Genomic DNA, 17,689 nt, shown 5'->3' with positions numbered 1-17,689 from the left:
CTCACTCGACGCCTGCTCGGACTTCGCGGGGGGTTCGGACGGGGAGGTGGGCGCCGACGGGCGGAAACGGGTGCTCTCGCTGCTGTCGGGCTTCGCGGCGGACGGCTCGTCGGGTTCGGGCGCGTGGCGCCACGGGATCCCGGCGGCGCGCCAGGCCCGAAGGGCGCGTTGCCAGGGAGACAGGGACGCCGCGAGGTCGGCGGCGACACCGAACGTCAGGCGGCGCCGGATCTCGCGGGAGTCGGCCGGGTCTTCGGAGCGGGCCTCGTCCTGCTGCGGGCTCCTCGCCGTCACACGCGCTCCTTTTCGGGCCATTGGTGATGGCACACCATCAAACCGCGCCACATGGCGGCCTGTTCGGACATTGAGGTGAACGGCGGCCGATCGGGCCGCGTGAGGGTTCTATCACCTTTCACGGGCAACAGCCGAAATATGCCGAAGAGTCGACCCGAATAGACACACCGTGACCTTCGGCGGCATTAGCGATAGGGCACCCGAGCCGCTCGAATCCGTAGCCACTCGAACGCATGCCGCAATATCGGGCCGTCGAGGCCCTCCACACGCGAGTACGTGACCGGCCACCCGTAGGTCCGCCCAGTCGCCCAGCGGCGGGCGCACCAGGCATGTGCGCGCACCGGGCGTGTGAACACACCGGTTGTGTGGACGCATCAGGCGTGTGGGCGAACCGAAGCTGTGGGCAAACCGGCCTGTGGGGCTGGGCAACCGGAGGACGATGCGGCGGGTGGGCTGTCCTGCGTCCGGCGTGCGGGGCGCGGGGGCGGCACTTGGTGGGGCGGGGGCTTTACCTTGGGCCCGTGTACGTGTGGGTTCGGGTGTATGCGGTGAAGCCCATCGACTCGTACAGACGTCGGGGGACGGGGTAGGCGGTGTCGCCGCGTGCGTAGACGACGGCGCGGCGGGCGCCTGCGGCGGCGAACGCGTGCAGCACCGCGGTGCAGACGGCGCGGGCGAGGCCCCGGCGGCGGTGGTCCGGGTGGGTTCCGACGGGTTCGAACTCGCCGACCGCGTTCGTCTCGTCGTACCAGCCCTGGCAGTACGCGGCGACCTCGCCGTCGGACGAGACGGCGATGAGGTCGAGTTCGGGACGGTACGGCGGGGTTTCGGTCATGCGGGCGTGGCGTTCCGTGGTGATCCGGGTGGACGCGAAGGCGGCGCGGTGGGCGGCCGCGCGGCCCGCGATGTCGGTGACGGCGGGACGCAGGGTGTAGCCGTCGGGGAGCGGGACGACCGGTGGCGCGGCGAGCGGACGGCCGAGGCACACGAGGTACGGGCCGGTGCGGGCGCGGGTGTAGCCGCGTCGTTCGAGTGCGGCGGTCAGGACGGGTTCGGTCGCGGCCGCTTCGACGGTCAGCGGGGGCGATCCGGTGCGTTCGGCCCATGCGAGGACGGCCTGGGCCAGGTCGGGGTGTGCGGGGTCGACCTGGAGTTGGAGGCCGTCCGGGGGTTCGAGCCGGGCCCAGGCGAGGGTGCGGCCGTCGCGGGTCCAGAGCGCGGTGGGGGCGTCGTCGTGCAGGGTCGCGGACCAGGCGAGGTCGCCGATGTGGCGGAAGCCGGTGGCGGGGAAGACGCGGGCGGCGAGGTCCTGCATCGCGCGCAGGTCGTCCGTTGCGGTCGTGCGGGGTCCGTCCACGGCGAGCATACTGCCGGGACGGCCCCGGTCAGGCAACGGAGTATTCGCGGGTCCCGCGCGTCTCGATGCGGCCCTTGTACGCGATTCCCTGCACGCGGACGACCGGTGCGCCGGCGGCCGGGGTGCCGTGCACGTCCGTGGAGACGCCCATCCCGGAGATCTCGACGCGGACGGCCGGCGGGACGACGATCTCGACGGTCGACTTGTACGCGACGACGCGGAGGGTCGTGACGGGTTCGGTGAGTTCGGCGACGCGCAGGTCGAGCAGGGCGCGGCCCTTGTAAACGACGGACGTGAACGTGTCGGGGACGCGCCAGCGGCCGGCGCGCGTGACGGTGTCCTTGTACGCGACCTGCAGGCGGCCCGCTGGGGATCCGGGGCCGGCGGGTGCGGCGGTGCCGGGGAGGTCGGCCGACACGCGGCCGAGGTCGTCGTGGGTGCGCGCGGCGAGGGTCAGGTCGATGCGCTCGTCCAGTTCCGTCTCGCTGAGCCGGCCTTCGGCGTAGGCGGTGTGGAGCCGGACGAGGACCTCGTCGCGGTCGCGGTCGGAGGCGCGGAGGGGCTGGTGCTCGACGCTCATCGCATCTCTCCTTCGAGAAGACGAGATGTATCTTAACCCGGGCGGCTCCGATCATCGAGACATATCGCCAAATCCGGCCACCCCGCCGCGTGATCATGCTCGACGGACGTCCGCCGCGCTAGGTTTCGGACATGCACGTAGCCGCCACCGGGGGGACGCTCGGCCGCGCGCACGGCCCTTACACGCTGTACGACCTGGACGCGCTGCCCGAGGACGGGCGGCGCTACGAACTCGCCGACGGATGGCTGACCGAGCTGCCGGGCGACGTCTGGCACGACCATGCCGCCGACCGGCTGAAGGAGATCCTCAGGGACGCGGCCCGGCAGGCCGACGCGGACGTCCACGTGGCGGGAGCGCCGCAGGACGTGACGACCCGCGCGGGCATCCGCAGGCCGGACGTGTTCGCGGTCGCGCGCGACGTCGCGCGGCTGGCGCTCGAACGCCGCACCCGCACGTACTACGGGCCCGATCTGATCTTCGTCGCCGAGGTCGTGACGCCGCGCACCGGGAACGAGCAGACGGACCGGGTGCGCAAGGTCGAGGAGTACGCGGCGACGGGGATCCCGCACTACTGGCTCGTCGATCTGGAGCCGCGTCCGGCGCTGACGCTGATGGAGCTCGCGGACGGACGGTACGAGATCGTCCGCCGGGTCCGGGCCGGGGAGACGGTCGAGGTGGAGCGGCCGTTCCCGATCGCCTTCGATCCGGCCCGGCTGTCCGAAATGGAATGATCGCCCCGTCGAGGGAAACGAGGGGACGATGAGCGAGAAGATGCGAGCGGTCCGGCAGGACGTGACGGGCGGGCCGGACGTGCTGCGGCTGGTGGAGGTCGACCGGCCGGTTCCGGGGCCCACGGAGGTGCTGGTCCGGGTGCACGCGGCGGGGGTGAACCCGACCGACTGGAAGCACCGGGCCGGCAAGGGCTTCCTCGACCCGCCGTTCACGCTGGGCTGGGACGTGTCGGGCGTGGTCGAGGCGGTCGGCGTCGGGGTGACGATCCACAAGCCGGGCGACGAGGTGTTCGGGATGCTGCGGTACCCGTTCGGGGTCGGCGCGCACGCCGACTACGTGACGGCGCCGTCGCGGACGTTCGTCCGCAAGCCCGCGAACATCGACCACGTGCAGGCGGGCGCGCTGCCGCTGGCGGCGCTGACCGCGTGGCAGTCGCTGGTCGACACGGCCGGGGTCCGGGAGGGACGGCGGGTGCTGGTGCACGCGGCGGCCGGCGGGGTCGGGCACCTGGCGGTGCAGATCGCGAAGGCGCGCGGCGCGGAGGTGCTCGGGACGGCCAGCGGGGGCAAGCACGGGTTCCTGCGGCGGATCGGGGTGGACGAGCCGATCGACTACACCTCGGCGGACTTCGCCGAGGTCGCGAAGGACGTCGACGTGGTGCTCGACCCGATCGGCGGCGAGTACGGGACGCGGTCGCTGCGCGTGCTGCGGCCCGGCGGCGTCCTGGTGTCGCTGCTGCGCAACGCCGAGGAGGGGTTCGCGGGCGCGGCCGAGGACGCCGGGGTGCGCTGGGAGCAGCTTCTTGTCGAGCCGGACCATCACGCGATGCGGCAGATAGCGGCCCTCGCGGAGGCCGGGAGGCTGCACGCCGAGATCGACGCGGTTTTCCCGCTGGAGGAGGCGGCGCGCGCGCACGAGCGAGGTGAGACGGGCCACGTCACCGGCAAGATCGTCCTGACCATGGTCTGACGCCGCCGCCCGACCTCTAGGTTGTGATCATGCTGCTGCTCACGACATTGGACGGCTGGCGCGCGCAGCCGGGACCACGGTTCGTCCTGTCCGAGGCGGGGGGTGTGTGGGCGCCGGAGGAGGAACAGGACGCCCTCGCGGTCGCCGACGACGCGTTCCCGGACGGCCAGGTCCTCGCGATCACGCTCGACCCGGCCCCGGGGATCCGCCCGCCGCAGGCCGTGATCGACCGGACGACCGCGACGTCCGTCCGGTACCTGCGGCGCGGCCCGGACGGACGGCACGCGGCGGTCCTCGACCGTCCCGCGACGGCCGCGGCGCTCGACCTGCTGCCCCACCCGGAGGGCGGCTGGTACCGGGAGACGTGGCGCTCGGACGTCCGGTTCGTCCCGGACGGCTACCCGGGCGAGCGGGCGAGCGCGACCGGCATCTACTTCCTGCTGCCGCCGGGCGAGGAGTCGATGTGGCACGTGGTGCGGTCCGCCGAGCTGTGGCTGTGGCACCGCGGCGGACCGCTGCACCTCGTGCTGGGCGGCACCGGGGAGAGCCCCCGCGAGGACCGGACGGTCGTCGTCGGCGGGGACGTCGCGGCCGGGCAGGAGCCGCAGGCGGTCGTCCCCGCCGGGACGTGGCAGGCGGCGCGGCCGGCGGGGCCGGAGGAGGTCCTCGTGAGCTGCGTGGTCTCCCCCGGCTTCGACTTCGCCGACTTCCGCGCCTAGCCGCCCTCGCGCGCCCTAGTCGTCCTTGGCGAAGGCGCTGTCGAACGACGCCGTCGGCGGCTCCATCGCGTTGAGGGCGCGGACGAACTGGAGCGCTTCGGGCGCGCCCTGCAGGCGGTCCATGCCCGCGTCCTCCCATTCGATGGAGACGGGGCCGTCGTAGCCGATGGCGTTGAGGGCGCGGAACACGTCCTCCCACGGGACGTCGCCGCGGCCGGTGGAGATGAAGTCCCAGCCGCGCCGCAAGTCGCCCCACGGAAGGTGGGACGACAGGCGGCCGCGGCGGCCGTCGCCGGTGCGGACCTTGGTGTCCTTGCAGTCGACGTGGTAGATCCGGTCGCGGAAGTCGAACAGGAACCCCACGACGTCGAGTTCCTGCCAGACGAAGTGGGACGGGTCGAAGTTGAGGCCGAACGCGGGACGGTGGCCGATCGCCTCGAGCGTCCGGACGGTCGAGTGGTAGTCGTAGGCGATCTCGCTCGGGTGGACCTCGTGCGCGAACCGGACGCCGACCTCGTCGAAGACGTCCAGGATCGGGTTCCACCGGTCGGCGAAGTCGGCGTAGCCGCGCTCGATCATCGCCTCGGGGGTGGGCGGGAACATCGCGACGGTGTGCCAGATCGACGAGCCGGTGAACCCGATGACGGTGTCGACGCCGAGTTTCGCGGCGGCCCGCGCGGTGTCCTTGATCTCCTCGGCGGCGCGCGTCCGGATCCCCTCGGCCTCGCCGTCGCCCCAGATCCGCTCGGGCAGGATCGCCTGGTGGCGCTCGTCGGGGATGTCGCAGACGGCCTGCCCGACCAGGTGGTTGGAGATCGCCCACACCTTCAGGTCGTGCTTGGCGAGCGTCTCGAGCTTGCGGGGGATGTAGGAGTCGTCGGCCAGGGCCTTGTCGACCTCGAAGTGGTCGCCCCAGCAGGCGATCTCCAGGCCCTCGTACCCCCAGCCGGACGCCAGCCGGCAGACCTCCTCGAACGGCAGGTCCGCCCACTGGCCGGTGAACAGGGTGATCGGCCGTGCCGCCTTGTCGGGCATGTTGTCCGGCATGTCACGCGTTCCCTTCAACGGTGGGTTCGACGGTGGTCCAGCCGCCGTTCTCGGCGGCGCTGCGCTCGACGGCCGCCAGCACCCGCTGAACCCGCAGCCCGTCGGCGAACGACGGCGCCGGGTCGGTGCCCTCGGCGATCGCGGTGAGCAGGTCGGCCATCTGGTGGGTGAAGGTGTGCTCGTAGCCGAGCATGTGACCGGGCGGCCACCACGCCCCCGCGTACGGGTGCACGTCCTCGGTGACGACGATCCGGCGGAACCCGGCGGTCGCCGCGTCCTCGGCCGCGTCGAACAGCCACAGCTCGTTCAGCGACTCCAGATCGAACGACAACGCCCCCGCCGAGCCGCTCACCTCGATCCGCAGCGCGTTCTTGCGGCCCGCCGCCACCCGCGTCGCCTCGAACGACGCGACCGCGCCGCCGTCCGTCCGGGCCAGGAACAGCGCGGCGTCGTCCACGGTGACCGGGGCCGTCCCGCCGCCCGGCAGGGGCCGCTCGTGGGTGAAGGTCTCGGTCAGCGCGGTCACGCCGGTCAGCAGCTGCCCGGTGACGAACTGGGCGGTGTCGATGATGTGCGCGCCGATGTCGCCCAGCGCGCCCGACCCGGCCCTGTCACGGTCCAACCGCCAGGTGTGCGGGGATTCGGGGTCGGTCAGCCAGTCCTGCAGGTACTGCGCCCGGATCTGCCGGACGGTCCCGATGCGGCCCTCGGCGACCAGGCGGCGCGCCAGCGTCACCGCCGGGACGCGCCGGTAGTTGAACCCGACCATCGACCGGACGCCCCGCTCCCGGGCCCGCTCGGCCGCCGCGACCATCGCCTCGGCCTCGGCGACCGTGTTCGCGAGGGGCTTCTCGCACAGCACGTGCTTGCCCGCGTCCAGCGCGGCGACCGCGATCTCGGCGTGGCTGTCGCCCGGCGTGCAGACGTCGACGAGCTGGACGTCGTCGCGGCGCAGCAGTTCCTTCCAGTCGGTCTCGGCCGACGCCCACCCCAGCGCGCGCGCCGCGGCGGACGTGCGCTCGGCGTCGCGCCCGGCCAGGGCGGTCATCACGGGGGTCAGCGGCGGACCGAAGAACGGCCCGACGCTGCGCCACGCCTGGGAGTGGGCGCGCCCCATGAACGCATGCCCGACCATCCCGACTCCGACGGTCGTCATTTCCTGCTCACCTCTCTGTATCGCCCGGGACGCGCCCGCCGGGTCTCGGCGGGCGCGTCCCGGGACGGCTCGGACGGGTCCGGGACGCGGGCGCGGCCGCCTGCGACGCGCGGCCGCCTACGGCTCGGAGCCGCCTACGACTCGAAGCCGAGCGGCATGTACGTGTCGACGTTCGCCTTGGTGATCGTCTCGGACGCCAGCGTGATCGACTGCGGGACCTGCAGCTCCACGAGGTCGGCCATGCCCTTGCCCTGCGCGATCAGCCGCGCCAGCTTGACCGCCGAACCCGCCATCGTCGGCGGGTAGGTGACGGTCGCCTCCAGCACCCCGCCCTTCTTGATCTCCCGCATGGCGTTGGCGGAACCGGCGCCGCCGACCATGAAGAACTCGTTCCGTCCGGACTGCGTGATCGCGGCGAGGACGCCGACGCCCTGGTCGTCGTCGTGGTTCCACAGCGCGTCGATCTTCTTGTGAGCCGACAGCAGGTTGCTGGTGACCTCGTTGCCGGACTCCACGGTGAACTCCGCGGCCTGGCTGTCGGTGACCGAGAACCCGTAGGTCTTCAGCGTGTCCGCGAAGCCCTTGCTGCGCTCCTGGGTGAGCGGCAGCGTCGCGATGCCCTGCACCTCGACGATCACCGGGTTCGAGACGCCCTCGTCCTTCAGCTTCTTGCCGATGTAGTGGCCCGCGGACACGCCCATGCCGTAGTTGTCGCCGCCGAGCCACGTCCGGTACGACAGCTTGTCGGGGAAGACGCGGTCCAGGTTGATCACCGGGATGCCGGCGTCCATCGCCTTGCGGGCGACCTGGTTCAGCTGCTCGCCGTCGTTCGGCAGGATCACCAGCGCGTTGACCTTCGCCTGGATCAGCGACTCGACGGCGGAGATCTGCTGGTTGATGTCGTTGGTCGGTTCGACCGGCTTCCAGTTCACGTCGGTGTACTTCTTGGCCTGCGCCTCGGCGTCCTTGGCGATCGCCGCCATCCAGCCGTGGTCGGCGGCCGGGGCGGAGAACCCGATCGTGACCTTCTTGCCGGGCTTGTCGTTGTCGCCGGCCAGCGTGCCGGCCCGGGCGGCGGTGTTGCCGTCGTCCGGCTCGGCGTTGCTGGTGCAGGCCGCGGCGAGGGTGCCGGCGGCGACGACGGCGCCGCCGAACAGGACGCCTCTGCGGCTCGGACGGGACGGGCTGCTCTGATCGCGCATGTCGTGCTCCTGATCGGGGGGTGGGGTGACGCGGGATCGGGGCGGGGGGACGTCAGGTGGGCGAGCGCAGCGCCCGGCGCTGCAGCAGCACGGCGACGACGATGATCGCGCCCTTCGCGATCAGCTGGTCGCTGGTCTGCAGGCCGTTGAGGATGAACAGGTTCGTGATGAGCGTGAACACCAGCACGCCGAGGATCGAGCCGATGACGGTGCCGCGGCCGCCGGTCAGCAGCGTCCCACCGATGATCACGGCGGCGATGGCGTCCAGCTCGTACAGGTCGCCGTGCGTGCTCGACCCGGTCGTCGTCCGGGCCATGATGATGAGCGCCGCGACACCGCAGCAGAACCCGGACAGCGCGTACAGCAGCACCGTGTGGCGGCGGACGTCGATGCCGGCGAGCCGCGCGGCCTCCGGGTTGCCGCCGACCGCGAACGTCCGGCGGCCGAACGTGGTGCGGTTCAGCAGCACCCAGCCGGCGGCGCCGACGGCCAGGAAGATGTAGACGACCAGCGGCAGCCCGAGCACCTTCGTCGTGGACAGCTCCACGATCGCGTTGTTCTCCTGCTGCACGAGCTGCGTCTTGCGGTCGGAGAGCCGCTGCGCCAGGCCGCGCGCGGCGACGAGCATCGCCAGCGTCGCGATGAACGGCACCAGGCGTCCGTAGGAGATCAGCAGCCCGCTGACGACGCCCGCGCCGGTCCCGACGAGGATCGCGCACATCGCCATGACCCACGGCCCGTACGACTGCGTCGCGACGGTCGTCGCCCACACCGACGCCAGCGCCATCACCGACCCGACCGACAGGTCGATGCCGCCGCCGATGATGACGAACGTCTGGCCGACCGTGATCACGCCGATGGTCGCGGCCAGCACCAGGATGCCGACCATGTTGCCGGTGGTGAGGAAGTTGTCCGGCTCCGTGATCGCCCCGACGGCGCACAGCAGCAGCAGCGCCAGGACGAGCCCGAGGTGCCGGGTGTCGTCCAGCGGCGGGCGCCGCCACCACGGGACGTCCGCGGCCTTGGCGGCCGGTGCCTCCTTGCCCACCGAGACGGGCGCCTCGCCGCGCTCGTCCACGCCCGCATCGCTCACAACGCGCTTCCTTCCATGATCATGTTGAGTACGGCGGCCTCGTCGAGGTCGCGGGCGTCGCCGGTGTGCACGACCCGTCCCTCCCGGACGACCAAGACCCGGTCGGCCAGCCCGAGCACCTCCGGCACCTCGCTGGACACCAGCAGCACCGCGATGCCGCGCCCGGCCAGCTCCCGGATCACCGCGTACAGCTCCGCGCGCGCGCCGACGTCGACTCCCCGGGTGGGCTCGTCGAGGATCAGCAGCCGCAGGTCGTCGGAACCCAGCAGCCAGCGGGCCAGCACGACCTTCTGCTGGTTGCCGCCCGAGAGGGTCACCACGGGACGCCTCGGGTCGGGCGGCCGGATGTCGAGCGACGCGATCTGCCGCCGCACGTCGTCCTGCTCCCGCCGCCGGTCGAACCAGCCCAGCCGCGAGTACCGGCCGAGCCCCGCGACGGTCACGTTCGCCGCGACGGTCTCGTTCGGCAGCAGCGCCTGGCTCTTGCGCTCCTCCGGCGCCATGCCCATGCCGCGCCGGACGGCCGCGCCCGTGTCGCCCGGCCGCACGCGGCGCCCGTCCACGAGGACCCGGCCCTTCGCGGGACGCCGCATCCCGTAGATCGTCTCGAGGATCTCCGAGCGGCCCGACCCGACGAGCCCCGCGAGGCCGACGATCTCGCCGGCCCGCACCGTCAGCGACACGTCCGCGAACGCGCCCGGGACGGTCAGGTCCTCGACGCGCAGGACCTCCGGGCCGTCGGGCGCCTCGCCCCGCTCGGGGAAGACGTACTCGACGTCCCGTCCGGTCATCAGCGACACGACCTTGTCGGTCGACGTCGTCTTCGCGGGGAGCCCGTTCGCGACCGACCGTCCGTCCTTCAGCACGGTCACCCGGTCGCCGATCTCGCGGATCTCCTCCAGCCGGTGCGAGATGTAGACGACGGCGACGCCCGCCGCCGTCAGCTCGCGGATGATGCGGAACAGGTTGTCGACCTCGTCGTGCGCGAGCGCCGCCGACGGCTCGTCCATCACGATCAGCTTCGCCTCGTGGGACAGCGCCCGCGCCATGCTGACGACCTGCTTGCCCGCCGCCGGGAGCCGGCCGGCCTCCCGGCGCGGCGGGATCTCCCCGTGCCCGAGCCGGCCGAGCAGCTCGCGCGCCGCCCGCTCGGCGTCGCCCCGCCGGGTGAACCCGAACGACGCCTTCTCGTGGCCGAGGAAGATGTTGTCCGCCACCGACAGGCCGTCCACCAGGTCGAGTTCCTGGTAGATGGTGGCGATTCCGGCGCGCATGGCCGCCGTGGGCCCCGCGAGCCGCACCGTCTCACCGTCGAGGACGATCTCGCCCTCGTCCGGCTGGTGCGCGCCCGCGAGAACCTTGATCAACGTGGATTTGCCGGCGCCGTTCTGCCCGAGCAGGCAGTGCACCTCGCCCGGGAGGACGTCGAGGTCGACGCCGTCCAGGGCGCGGACGCCGGGGAACTGCTTGACGATGCCGCGCATCCGCAGCAGGGGTTCGCCCATCGGGACTCCTAGGCGGTGGAGAAGACGTGGTCGCTGATGAGCCGGGCGCCGCCGACCACGCCGGCGGCGCCGGCGAGCTCGGACAGCACGATGGGCAGGTTGCCGGTGGCGAGCGGAGCCGACCGGCGGTAGACGACGCTGCGGATCTCGGCCAGCAGCGTGTGGCCGAGCCCCGCGACGCCGCCCGCGATGATCACCAGTCCGGGGTTGAAGAAGCTGACGAGCCCGGCGAGCACCTGGCCGACGTGGCGCCCACCCTCGCGGATGATCCGCACCGACGCGGGATCGCCCGCCGCCGCCGCGATCGACACGTGCTCGCCCGTCAGCTCGCCGTGCGTCTCCAGCAGCGCCGCGAGATGAGCGGACTCGCCCGACGCCGCGGCCGCCGCCGCGTCCCGCGCCAGCGCCGCGCCGCCGAAGTACGCCTCGAGACATCCGGCGTTGCCGCACGCGCACACCGGCCCGTCGTCGTCGACGCGGATGTGCCCGATGTCGCCCGCACTGCCCGAGACACCCCGGTAGATCGCGCCGTCCACCACGATGCCGCAGCCGATGCCCGTCCCGATCTTGACGAGCAGGAAGTCGTCCACCGACCGCGCCACCCCGGACGTCAGCTCGCCGAGCGCCATCAGGTTCACGTCGTTGTCGACGAGCACCGGGCAGCCGAGCTCCTGCCCGATCGCGTCCCGCACCGGGAACCGGTCCCAGCCGGGCATGATCGGCGGCACGACCGGCATGCCGTCGCGGAAGCTGACCGGCCCCGGAACGCCGATGCCCGTCCCGTGCACCTGCCCGTCGATGAGCCCCTGGTCCCGGAGCTTGCCGAGCAGGTCGAGCGCCCGGTCCAAGACGACCGTCGCGCCCTGCCGCACGTCGCACGGCTCGTTGACGTGCCCGAGCACCTCGAGCTCCCCGTCGGTGACCGCGACGTCGATCGACGTCGCGCCGATGTCGAACGCGACGAACCGCAGCCGCGGCGACAGCCGCACGATGCCCGACCTGCGCCCGCCCCGCGACGCCGCCAGGCCCGCCCCCTCGACGAGCCCGAGCTCCACGAGCCGGTCCAGCTCGACCGCGAGCTTGGACCGCGAGAGCCGGACGACGTCGCCCAGCTCGGCCCGCGACCGCGGCCCCTCGTCGCGCAGCAGCCGCAGCAGTCGTGCCTGATGCACGTTCTGCGGACGAGCCGTCATGCGCATCTCGCCGTCCCTCCGGGTCCACGCAGCACCGGACTCACGGACCCGGCCCCCGAACGGGCCGGCCGCGCCGGTCGTGCCGAGAACGTAACCGGCTTTCGCCGCGTTGAGAAGACCTTTCCGCGAGATCACCCGAACTTTTTCCACTCAAAAGACAAAGCCCCACCGCCGCCGCGTTCGCCGCTCCCGCCTCGCCCGCCGCCTCGACTCGCGGCGCCCTCGGACGATCACGGCCCCGCGGCGCCCACCGACCACGCCCGACGACCGCACGGCCGATCAGCCGCCGTCATGCCGCCCAGTCATTCCGGCCGCCGCAGAACCGGGCGACGAAGTGCGGCGCGGCGGCGTCTGCTCAGCGGCGCCCGACCAAGGCGGCGCACCGAACGCCCGCCAGCGCGCGGCAACATCGCGACACGGCCGCGCAGCACGGCACGGGCGTCAGTCGGCGCAGAACGGGCGGCACGGCACGGCGCGGGGCGGCGCGGCACGGCGCGGGGCGGCGCGGCGCGGAACGGGTGGGGCGCGGAACGGGCGCGGCGGGTAGGCGCGCGCGGGCGGGCGCGCGCGGGTGGGGGTGGGCATGGTGGTGGCGGCCTCGGCGGTGGGTCCTTTCGGGCCCGGGGCCGAGGCCGCCGTGGTGCGTCACCCGCCGTCGGGCGAAGCGGCGTCGCGGGTTCGCGCGCTGGGGGCGCGCTTCCCGCGTGTGGCCATGCCGCCATCGGCCGTCACCCTGGCCCGAGCGGGCCCGGGCCACTGCGATCGCGACCGAAGGCGGGTTCGAGCTTGCGAGAACCTGATCGCGCAGCGAGCCCCTGGGCGAGTCGGAGCGATGCAGCTATCGCACGCGCCGCCCGTTGCAGGAAGGCCGCCCGGCGGCCTGACGCCGAGGGTGGTGCTAGTGAGACACGGCGCGCTGGGTGCTCATGGTTCGCATGATGTGTTCGACCAGGGTGATGAGAACGCGCTTGGCGTCCTCCCGGTCCCGGACGTCGCAGGAGATCACCGGGACGTCCGGGGGCAGGTCGAGCGCGTCGCGGACCTGTTCGGGCGGGTGGTGCCCGGCGCCGTCGAAGCGGTTCACCCCGATGATGAACGGGACGCCGCGCCGCTCGAAGTAGTCCACGGACGCGAAGCAGTCGGCCAGCCGGCGGGTGTCGACCAGCACGACCGCGCCGAGGGCGCCCTTGGCCAGTTCGTCCCACATGAACCAGAAACGGTCCTGGCCGGGGGTTCCGAACACGAAGAGCACCAGGCCGTTCGGCAGCGTGATGCGGCCGAAGTCCATCGCGACGGTCGTCGTCGTCTTCTGGGAGACGGCGCTGGTGTCGTCGATCCCGATGCTCTTCTCGGTCAGGGACTCCTCGGTGCGCAGCGGCCGGATCTCGCTGACGGCGCTCACCAGGGTGGTCTTGCCGACGCCGAAACCACCGGCGACCAGGATCTTGACGGTCAGCGCGGAATCGCCCGCCGAGGCGACCGCGTCAGAGCGCACGGATTCCATCGATCACTTCCTTGAGTACGCGCTCGCTGGGGAACTGCGCCACCGGCGCGGGGCGTCGAACCTCGATCAGCGAGTGGTCGAGCAGGTCGCCGAGCAGGACCCGGACGACTCCGAGGGGAAGTTCCAGATCCGACGCTATCTCGACAACCGACAACGGGGTGCGGCAAAGCTCCAAGATCATGTCATGTTCCGGCTCCGGCGCCCACCCGGACGCGGGGCCGCGGTCGCCCTCCGGGTCGCCCGCCGGGCGCGGTGCGGCGACGATCAGGGCGACCATGTCGAACTGGTCGGCGTCGTCGTGGTGCGTCCGTCCGCCGGTGAGCGCGTACGGGCGGACGACGGGCCCGGCCGCGTCGTCGTACCAGCCCGCCCCCTCCGAGCGTTCCATGTCAGCCGCCGCCCGGCTCGACCGCCGCGACGCGGGGGTCGGCCGACAGGTGCTGGCCGACGCGGGTGACGAGCATCGCCATCTCGTAGGCGATGATCCCGAGGTCGGCGTCGGCGTCGGCGAGCACGGCCAGGCACGCGCCGCGCCCGGCGGCGGTGACGAACAGGAACGACGACTCCATCTCCACGATCGTCTGCCGGACCGGGCCGCCGCCGAACGACTCGCCGGCGCCGCGCGCGAGGCTCTGGAAGCTCGCGGCGACGGCCGAGAGGTGGGCCGACTCCTCGTCGGCGAGCCCGCGCGACGCGGCCATCAGCAGCCCGTCGCTGGACAGCACCACCGCGTTCTGCACGGGCGCGACACGGTCGACGAGGCTGTCGAGCAGCCAGTTCAGGCCGCCGCCAGCGGGCTCCGCGCCGGAGTGCTGGGCATCTGTCATGGGGTGTCGTCCTCCTGGTCGCCTCGGTTCTGCGAAGTCTGTTCGCCGGCCGCCGACTCGTCGCGGCCGCGCTGCCAGCCCTGCTGCATGGCCGACATCATCGACCGCAGCGCCTCGGGCGAGCGTGCTCCGTCGGGCTCGTCCGGCACGTCGGCGGGCGCGGCGTCGGCGGGGACGGGCGCGGGCAGCGGCATGTCCGGCGGCGGCGCGGCGTGCCGGCCGACGGACGGCGGCGCGGACCAGCCGGGCGCCGGGGACGGCGCCTCCTGCGGCGCGGCGGGTTCGGGGGGCGTGCGGCCCTGGGCGGCGAGGTGGGCGTCGACGCGTTCCTTGAGCTGCGGCGCGAGGTGCGTCTGCCGCCTGCGCTTGGGCAGTTCGCCCTCCTTCAGCGGCGGCTCGGGTTCGGGCTCCGGCGCGGGTTCCGCCCGGACGGGCTCGGGTTCGGGCTCGGGCACGGGCACGGGCTCCGGCCGAACGGGTTCCGGCCGGACGGGCTCCGCCTCGGCGACGAGCCGGACGACGCCGCCCGTCTCCTCCGCGGGGCGCGCGCCGGCGGTCAGGGCCGCGGTCGGCTGCTGGATCGCGGGCATGGGCCCGCTGGTCCTGCGCTGGAGCCGCTCCTGCTCGGCGGGCTCCACCAGGAGGGAGCCGGGGATGAGCGCGATCGCGGTCGTGCCGCCGTACGGGGACGGCCGCAGGGTGACCTTGACGTCGTGCCGTGCGGCGAGCCGCGCGACGACGAACAGGCCGAGCTGGGCGCTGTCGGTGGGGTCGAACTCGGGCGGGTCGGCCAGCCGGGCGTTCGCGGCGCGGATGGCCTCCTCGGTCATCCCGAGCCCGCGGTCCTCGACCTCGATCGCGAACCCGTTGGCGACGGGGTGCCCGCTGACCCGCACCGGCGACTGCGGCGGCGAGAACGTGGTGGCGTTCTCCACGACCTCCGCCAGCAGGTGGACGACGTCCGCGACGGCGGAGCCGAGCAGCGCGACGCGCGGCAGCGGCTGCACCCGGACCCGCGGGTAGTCCTCCACCTCGGCGACCGCGCCGCGCACGACGTCCACGAGCGGGACGGGACGGCGCCAGCCGCGGCCCGCGGTCTTGCCCGCGAGGATCACCAGGCCCTCGGCGTGCCGGCGCATGCGGGTGGCGAGGTGGTCGAGGCGGAACAGGTCGGACAGCTCGGCCGGGTCCTCGGTGCGGCGCTCCATGGTGTCGAGGAGGCTGAGCTGCCGGTGCAGGAGCGCCTGGTTGCGGCGCGCGAGGTTCACGAAGACCTCGCTGATGCCGCGCCGCGCCGCGATCTCGCCCTCGGCGGCGACGATGACGGCCTCGTGGGCGCGGTCGAACGACTCGGCGATCTGCCGGACCTCGTTGATGTGGAAGTGCTCGTCGCGGAGGGTGCGGGCCTCGGCGGGACGGCCGGCGCGGATCTGCTCGGCGAGCTTCGGCAGCCGCCGCTGGGTGAACTCGACGACGGCGTCGGCGAGCGTCCGGCACTCGCGGACCAGCCGCCGGGAGACGCGGGCGGCGATGAACACCGACAGCGCGACCGCGAGCAGGCCGAGCCCGGCGGCGGCGCCGAGCCGGACGAACACGTCCGTGGCGATGTCGCGGGCGCGCCCGGTGAGGTCGTTCAGGACCTGGTTCTCCAGGCGGAACAGTCCCGCGTTGGCGGCGTCGGCGGCGGCCCGCCAGTCGGCGGGGTCGACGGGCGACGCGGCCCGGTTCCCGGCCGTCCCGGTCGCGTTGCCGGCCGTGCGGGCGGCGCGGACCTCGCCGCGGACGACGCGGTCCTCGAACTGGCGGAAGCGGCGGAACTCCTCGGACGCGGCGAACCGCTCGTACTGCTCGCGCCCGGCGCCCGGAAGGTTCTTGACGTTGTCCTCGTACAGGTACCGCTGCGCGCCGACGAGCTGGGCGAACTCGCCGCGCTCGGCGGCGGTGAGGCGCCCGTCGGCGAGGGCGGCGGTCAGCAGCGCGTCCTCGCGGGCGAGGAACTCGCGGGCGCGGCCCATCAGCACGAGCGTCTGCGCGTCGGCGGTGATCTCGCCGTTGCCGGGGGTCGTGGCGGTGTAGACGGCGAACCCCGCGTCGATGAGGGAGGTGTAGTCCCGCAGGACGGTCGCGCGGTCGTCGGTCGCCTGGTCGACGCCGGCGCGGATCGAGTCCAGCGACCGCAGCGCGCTCACGAGCGCGTCCCACCGGGCGACCACCTGGGGCAGCAGGTCCTCGCGCAGTCCCTCGTCCCGGGCGCCGGAGGCCACGAAGGCGGCGGCCCGGTCGGTGGCGAGCCGCTGTTCGCGCAGTTCCGGCCCGCCGTTGCCGATCGAGGTCATCGACAGCCGCCGCTCCTTCTGCAGCGCGTCGATGAGCCGCTGCGTGGGCTGCACCGCCTTCTCCTGGAACGCCCGCGCCTGCATGAGCTGGTTCGCGTCGCCGTAGGTGACGGCGGTCAGGAACGCCCACAGCGACGCGACGGCCAGCAGCGGCGCGAGGAGCAGCAGCGTGATCCGCGACCGGATGGAGGAGAAACGCGAGGTCGTCACGGTCGACAGCCCCTGCTCGCGGGTTCGGGTCTCGGCACTCGGGGGTGGAACATGCGGGGGGAAACCTCCCGATGCGTCGTGTACGGGGGTCTGCGGAGCCTACTACGTCACGGGTTCGGGGTGATCGACGACCGAGCGTCATCGGATTCGTGTCGGCGTCCCGTTACGGAGGGTTCCCGCGATGATAATGGGACCGGTCATTTCCCCCGTGACCCGGTACTACGCGTCTGTCTCCCCTCCCTCACGACAGGGTCACAGATACCGCCTCATCAGGCCGGGACGCCGACAGGTGCGGCGCGGGACGTTACGATGCCCGCCGTGAGTCCCGAAAGCCAGGCATCCGAGGCACTTCCGTCGCGACGCCGCCGCACCCCCCGCGGCGGCCGCCATCGCGGCGACGAGTCCTTCCTGCTGCCCCCCGGATCCCCCGCGCTGGTCCTGGCCGTTCCCGGCGCCCGGCGCCCCGGCACGGAGGTCGCGGACGAGCTCGCCCGGCTCGTCGAGATCGAGCACACCGGCCAGCGCGCCCACGTCGGGCACCTGGAGGGGGCCGAGGCGTCCCTGCACGGGGTCCTCGCCGGGCTGCCGCGGCAGGAGGGGGAGCTCGCGGCGGTGGTGGTCCCGCTGTCCACCGGTCCCGACGCGGCGCTGGACGGCGCCGTCCGCGCGGCCGTCGCGAACGCGCCGGTGCCGGCCGTCGCCGCCGAACCGCTGGGCCCGCACCCGCTGATCGCCGAGGCGCTGCACGACCGGCTCGCGGACGCCGGTCTCGCGCGCGCCGACCGGATCCGGATGATGACGATGGTGACGGCCGCGTCCGGGTTCGTCGTCGCCACGCCGGGCGGCCCCGACGCCGTGCGGCAGGCGGAGGCCGGGCGTGAGGTCGGTCAGTTGCGCCCCGTCGTGCAGCGCGTCGTTGATCGCCCCGAACTCGGCGCTGCGCAGCGCGACCCGCTCGAACTCGC

Annotated in this window: 16 protein-coding genes; 4 read left to right on the top strand and 12 right to left on the bottom strand. The window is 73.4% G+C overall.

Translation table 11 applies throughout. The annotated features are described in order from the left end of the window. Window positions 1-802: 802 nt before the first annotated feature. Window positions 803-1,651, bottom strand: a complete 849-nt coding sequence (locus AB0L25_RS19875) for a GNAT family N-acetyltransferase (protein ID WP_500174109.1) — start codon at window positions 1,649-1,651, stop codon at window positions 803-805. 28 nt (window positions 1,652-1,679) lie between these two features. Beyond that, the gene (locus AB0L25_RS19870; RefSeq protein ID WP_500174108.1) at window positions 1,680-2,231 is read right to left on the bottom strand and encodes a DUF1707 SHOCT-like domain-containing protein; all 552 of its coding nucleotides are present in this window, start codon (window positions 2,229-2,231) and stop codon (window positions 1,680-1,682) included. Between the two features lie 131 nt (window positions 2,232-2,362). Here AB0L25_RS19870 and AB0L25_RS19865 point away from each other — a divergent pair, with 131 nt between their 5' ends. The 3 genes from AB0L25_RS19865 to AB0L25_RS19855 are packed head-to-tail and all read left to right on the top strand — an operon-like array spanning window position 2,363 to window position 4,651. Then, a complete protein-coding gene (locus AB0L25_RS19865; protein WP_500174107.1) occupies window positions 2,363-2,962 on the top strand; it encodes a Uma2 family endonuclease in 600 nt (199 codons plus the stop codon). 28 nt (window positions 2,963-2,990) lie between these two features. Further along, on the top strand, window positions 2,991-3,932 hold the full coding sequence (locus tag AB0L25_RS19860) for an NADP-dependent oxidoreductase (RefSeq protein WP_500174106.1): 942 nt from the start codon (window positions 2,991-2,993) through the stop codon (window positions 3,930-3,932). 29 nt (window positions 3,933-3,961) lie between these two features. Next, a complete protein-coding gene (locus AB0L25_RS19855) occupies window positions 3,962-4,651 on the top strand; it encodes a cupin domain-containing protein (protein ID WP_500174105.1) in 690 nt (229 codons plus the stop codon). 15 nt (window positions 4,652-4,666) lie between these two features. Here AB0L25_RS19855 and AB0L25_RS19850 read toward each other — a convergent pair whose 3' ends face one another. From AB0L25_RS19850 to AB0L25_RS19805, 10 genes are all read right to left on the bottom strand, one after another. Beyond that, window positions 4,667-5,698 carry a sugar phosphate isomerase/epimerase family protein gene (locus tag AB0L25_RS19850; protein ID WP_500174103.1) on the bottom strand — a complete coding sequence of 344 codons (1,032 nt, stop codon included), beginning with the start codon at window positions 5,696-5,698 and terminating at the stop codon, window positions 4,667-4,669. 1 nt (window position 5,699) lies between these two features. Then, window positions 5,700-6,854, bottom strand: a complete 1,155-nt coding sequence (locus tag AB0L25_RS19845) for a Gfo/Idh/MocA family protein (protein ID WP_500174101.1) — start codon at window positions 6,852-6,854, stop codon at window positions 5,700-5,702. A 134-nt stretch (window positions 6,855-6,988) separates the two neighbouring features. Continuing rightward, the gene (locus AB0L25_RS19840) at window positions 6,989-8,056 is read right to left on the bottom strand and encodes an ABC transporter substrate-binding protein (RefSeq protein ID WP_500174099.1); all 1,068 of its coding nucleotides are present in this window, start codon (window positions 8,054-8,056) and stop codon (window positions 6,989-6,991) included. Between the two features lie 52 nt (window positions 8,057-8,108). Then, entirely contained in the window at window positions 8,109-9,149 is a 1,041-nt protein-coding gene (locus AB0L25_RS19835; protein WP_500174097.1) for an ABC transporter permease, read from the bottom strand. Beyond that, a complete protein-coding gene (locus AB0L25_RS19830) occupies window positions 9,146-10,654 on the bottom strand; it encodes a sugar ABC transporter ATP-binding protein (RefSeq protein ID WP_500174095.1) in 1,509 nt (502 codons plus the stop codon). Before AB0L25_RS19830 ends, AB0L25_RS19835 begins: the two co-directional genes overlap by 4 nt. A gap of 8 nt (window positions 10,655-10,662) precedes the next feature. After that, entirely contained in the window at window positions 10,663-11,847 is a 1,185-nt protein-coding gene (locus tag AB0L25_RS19825; RefSeq protein WP_500174093.1) for an ROK family transcriptional regulator, read from the bottom strand. A gap of 898 nt (window positions 11,848-12,745) precedes the next feature. Next, window positions 12,746-13,351 carry a GTP-binding protein gene (locus tag AB0L25_RS19820; protein WP_500174092.1) on the bottom strand — a complete coding sequence of 202 codons (606 nt, stop codon included), beginning with the start codon at window positions 13,349-13,351 and terminating at the stop codon, window positions 12,746-12,748. Next, on the bottom strand, window positions 13,332-13,739 hold the full coding sequence (locus AB0L25_RS19815) for a DUF742 domain-containing protein (RefSeq protein WP_500174091.1): 408 nt from the start codon (window positions 13,737-13,739) through the stop codon (window positions 13,332-13,334). The genes AB0L25_RS19820 and AB0L25_RS19815 overlap by 20 nt, the downstream gene beginning before the upstream one ends. A 1-nt stretch (window position 13,740) precedes the next feature. After that, on the bottom strand, window positions 13,741-14,178 hold the full coding sequence (locus tag AB0L25_RS19810; protein ID WP_500174089.1) for a roadblock/LC7 domain-containing protein: 438 nt from the start codon (window positions 14,176-14,178) through the stop codon (window positions 13,741-13,743). Then, complete coding sequence (locus AB0L25_RS19805) at window positions 14,175-16,724, bottom strand: sensor histidine kinase (protein ID WP_500174087.1); 2,550 nt, start codon at window positions 16,722-16,724, stop codon at window positions 14,175-14,177. The genes AB0L25_RS19810 and AB0L25_RS19805 overlap by 4 nt, the downstream gene beginning before the upstream one ends. A gap of 318 nt (window positions 16,725-17,042) precedes the next feature. Here AB0L25_RS19805 and AB0L25_RS19800 point away from each other — a divergent pair. Further along, a partial coding sequence (locus tag AB0L25_RS19800) for a CbiX/SirB N-terminal domain-containing protein (protein WP_500174085.1) occupies window positions 17,043-17,689 on the top strand: 647 nt, incomplete at its 3' end.

It is taken from the genome of Spirillospora sp. NPDC052242, from assembly GCF_040679555.1.
GTDB lineage: Bacteria > Actinomycetota > Actinomycetes > Streptosporangiales > Streptosporangiaceae > Spirillospora.
The sequence above is the reverse complement of the archived record's forward strand: the minus strand, read 5'-3'. Positions and strand labels throughout refer to the sequence as shown.

Excerpts from the sequence above, each read along its gene's own strand:
- AB0L25_RS19870 (WP_500174108.1), bottom strand. The coding sequence starts at position 2,231 with ATGAGCGTCGAGCACCAGCCCCTCCGCGCCTCCGACCGCGACCGCGAC.
- AB0L25_RS19865 (WP_500174107.1), top strand. The coding sequence starts at position 2,363 with ATGCACGTAGCCGCCACCGGGGGGACGCTCGGCCGCGCGCACGGCCCT.
- AB0L25_RS19860 (WP_500174106.1), top strand. The coding sequence starts at position 2,991 with ATGAGCGAGAAGATGCGAGCGGTCCGGCAGGACGTGACGGGCGGGCCG.
- AB0L25_RS19855 (WP_500174105.1), top strand. The coding sequence starts at position 3,962 with ATGCTGCTGCTCACGACATTGGACGGCTGGCGCGCGCAGCCGGGACCA.
- AB0L25_RS19850 (WP_500174103.1), bottom strand. The coding sequence starts at position 5,698 with ATGCCGGACAACATGCCCGACAAGGCGGCACGGCCGATCACCCTGTTC.
- AB0L25_RS19845 (WP_500174101.1), bottom strand. The coding sequence starts at position 6,854 with ATGACGACCGTCGGAGTCGGGATGGTCGGGCATGCGTTCATGGGGCGC.
- AB0L25_RS19840 (WP_500174099.1), bottom strand. The coding sequence starts at position 8,056 with ATGCGCGATCAGAGCAGCCCGTCCCGTCCGAGCCGCAGAGGCGTCCTG.
- AB0L25_RS19830 (WP_500174095.1), bottom strand. The coding sequence starts at position 10,654 with ATGGGCGAACCCCTGCTGCGGATGCGCGGCATCGTCAAGCAGTTCCCC.
- AB0L25_RS19825 (WP_500174093.1), bottom strand. The coding sequence starts at position 11,847 with ATGACGGCTCGTCCGCAGAACGTGCATCAGGCACGACTGCTGCGGCTG.
- AB0L25_RS19820 (WP_500174092.1), bottom strand. The coding sequence starts at position 13,351 with ATGGAATCCGTGCGCTCTGACGCGGTCGCCTCGGCGGGCGATTCCGCG.
- AB0L25_RS19815 (WP_500174091.1), bottom strand. The coding sequence starts at position 13,739 with ATGGAACGCTCGGAGGGGGCGGGCTGGTACGACGACGCGGCCGGGCCC.
- AB0L25_RS19810 (WP_500174089.1), bottom strand. The coding sequence starts at position 14,178 with ATGACAGATGCCCAGCACTCCGGCGCGGAGCCCGCTGGCGGCGGCCTG.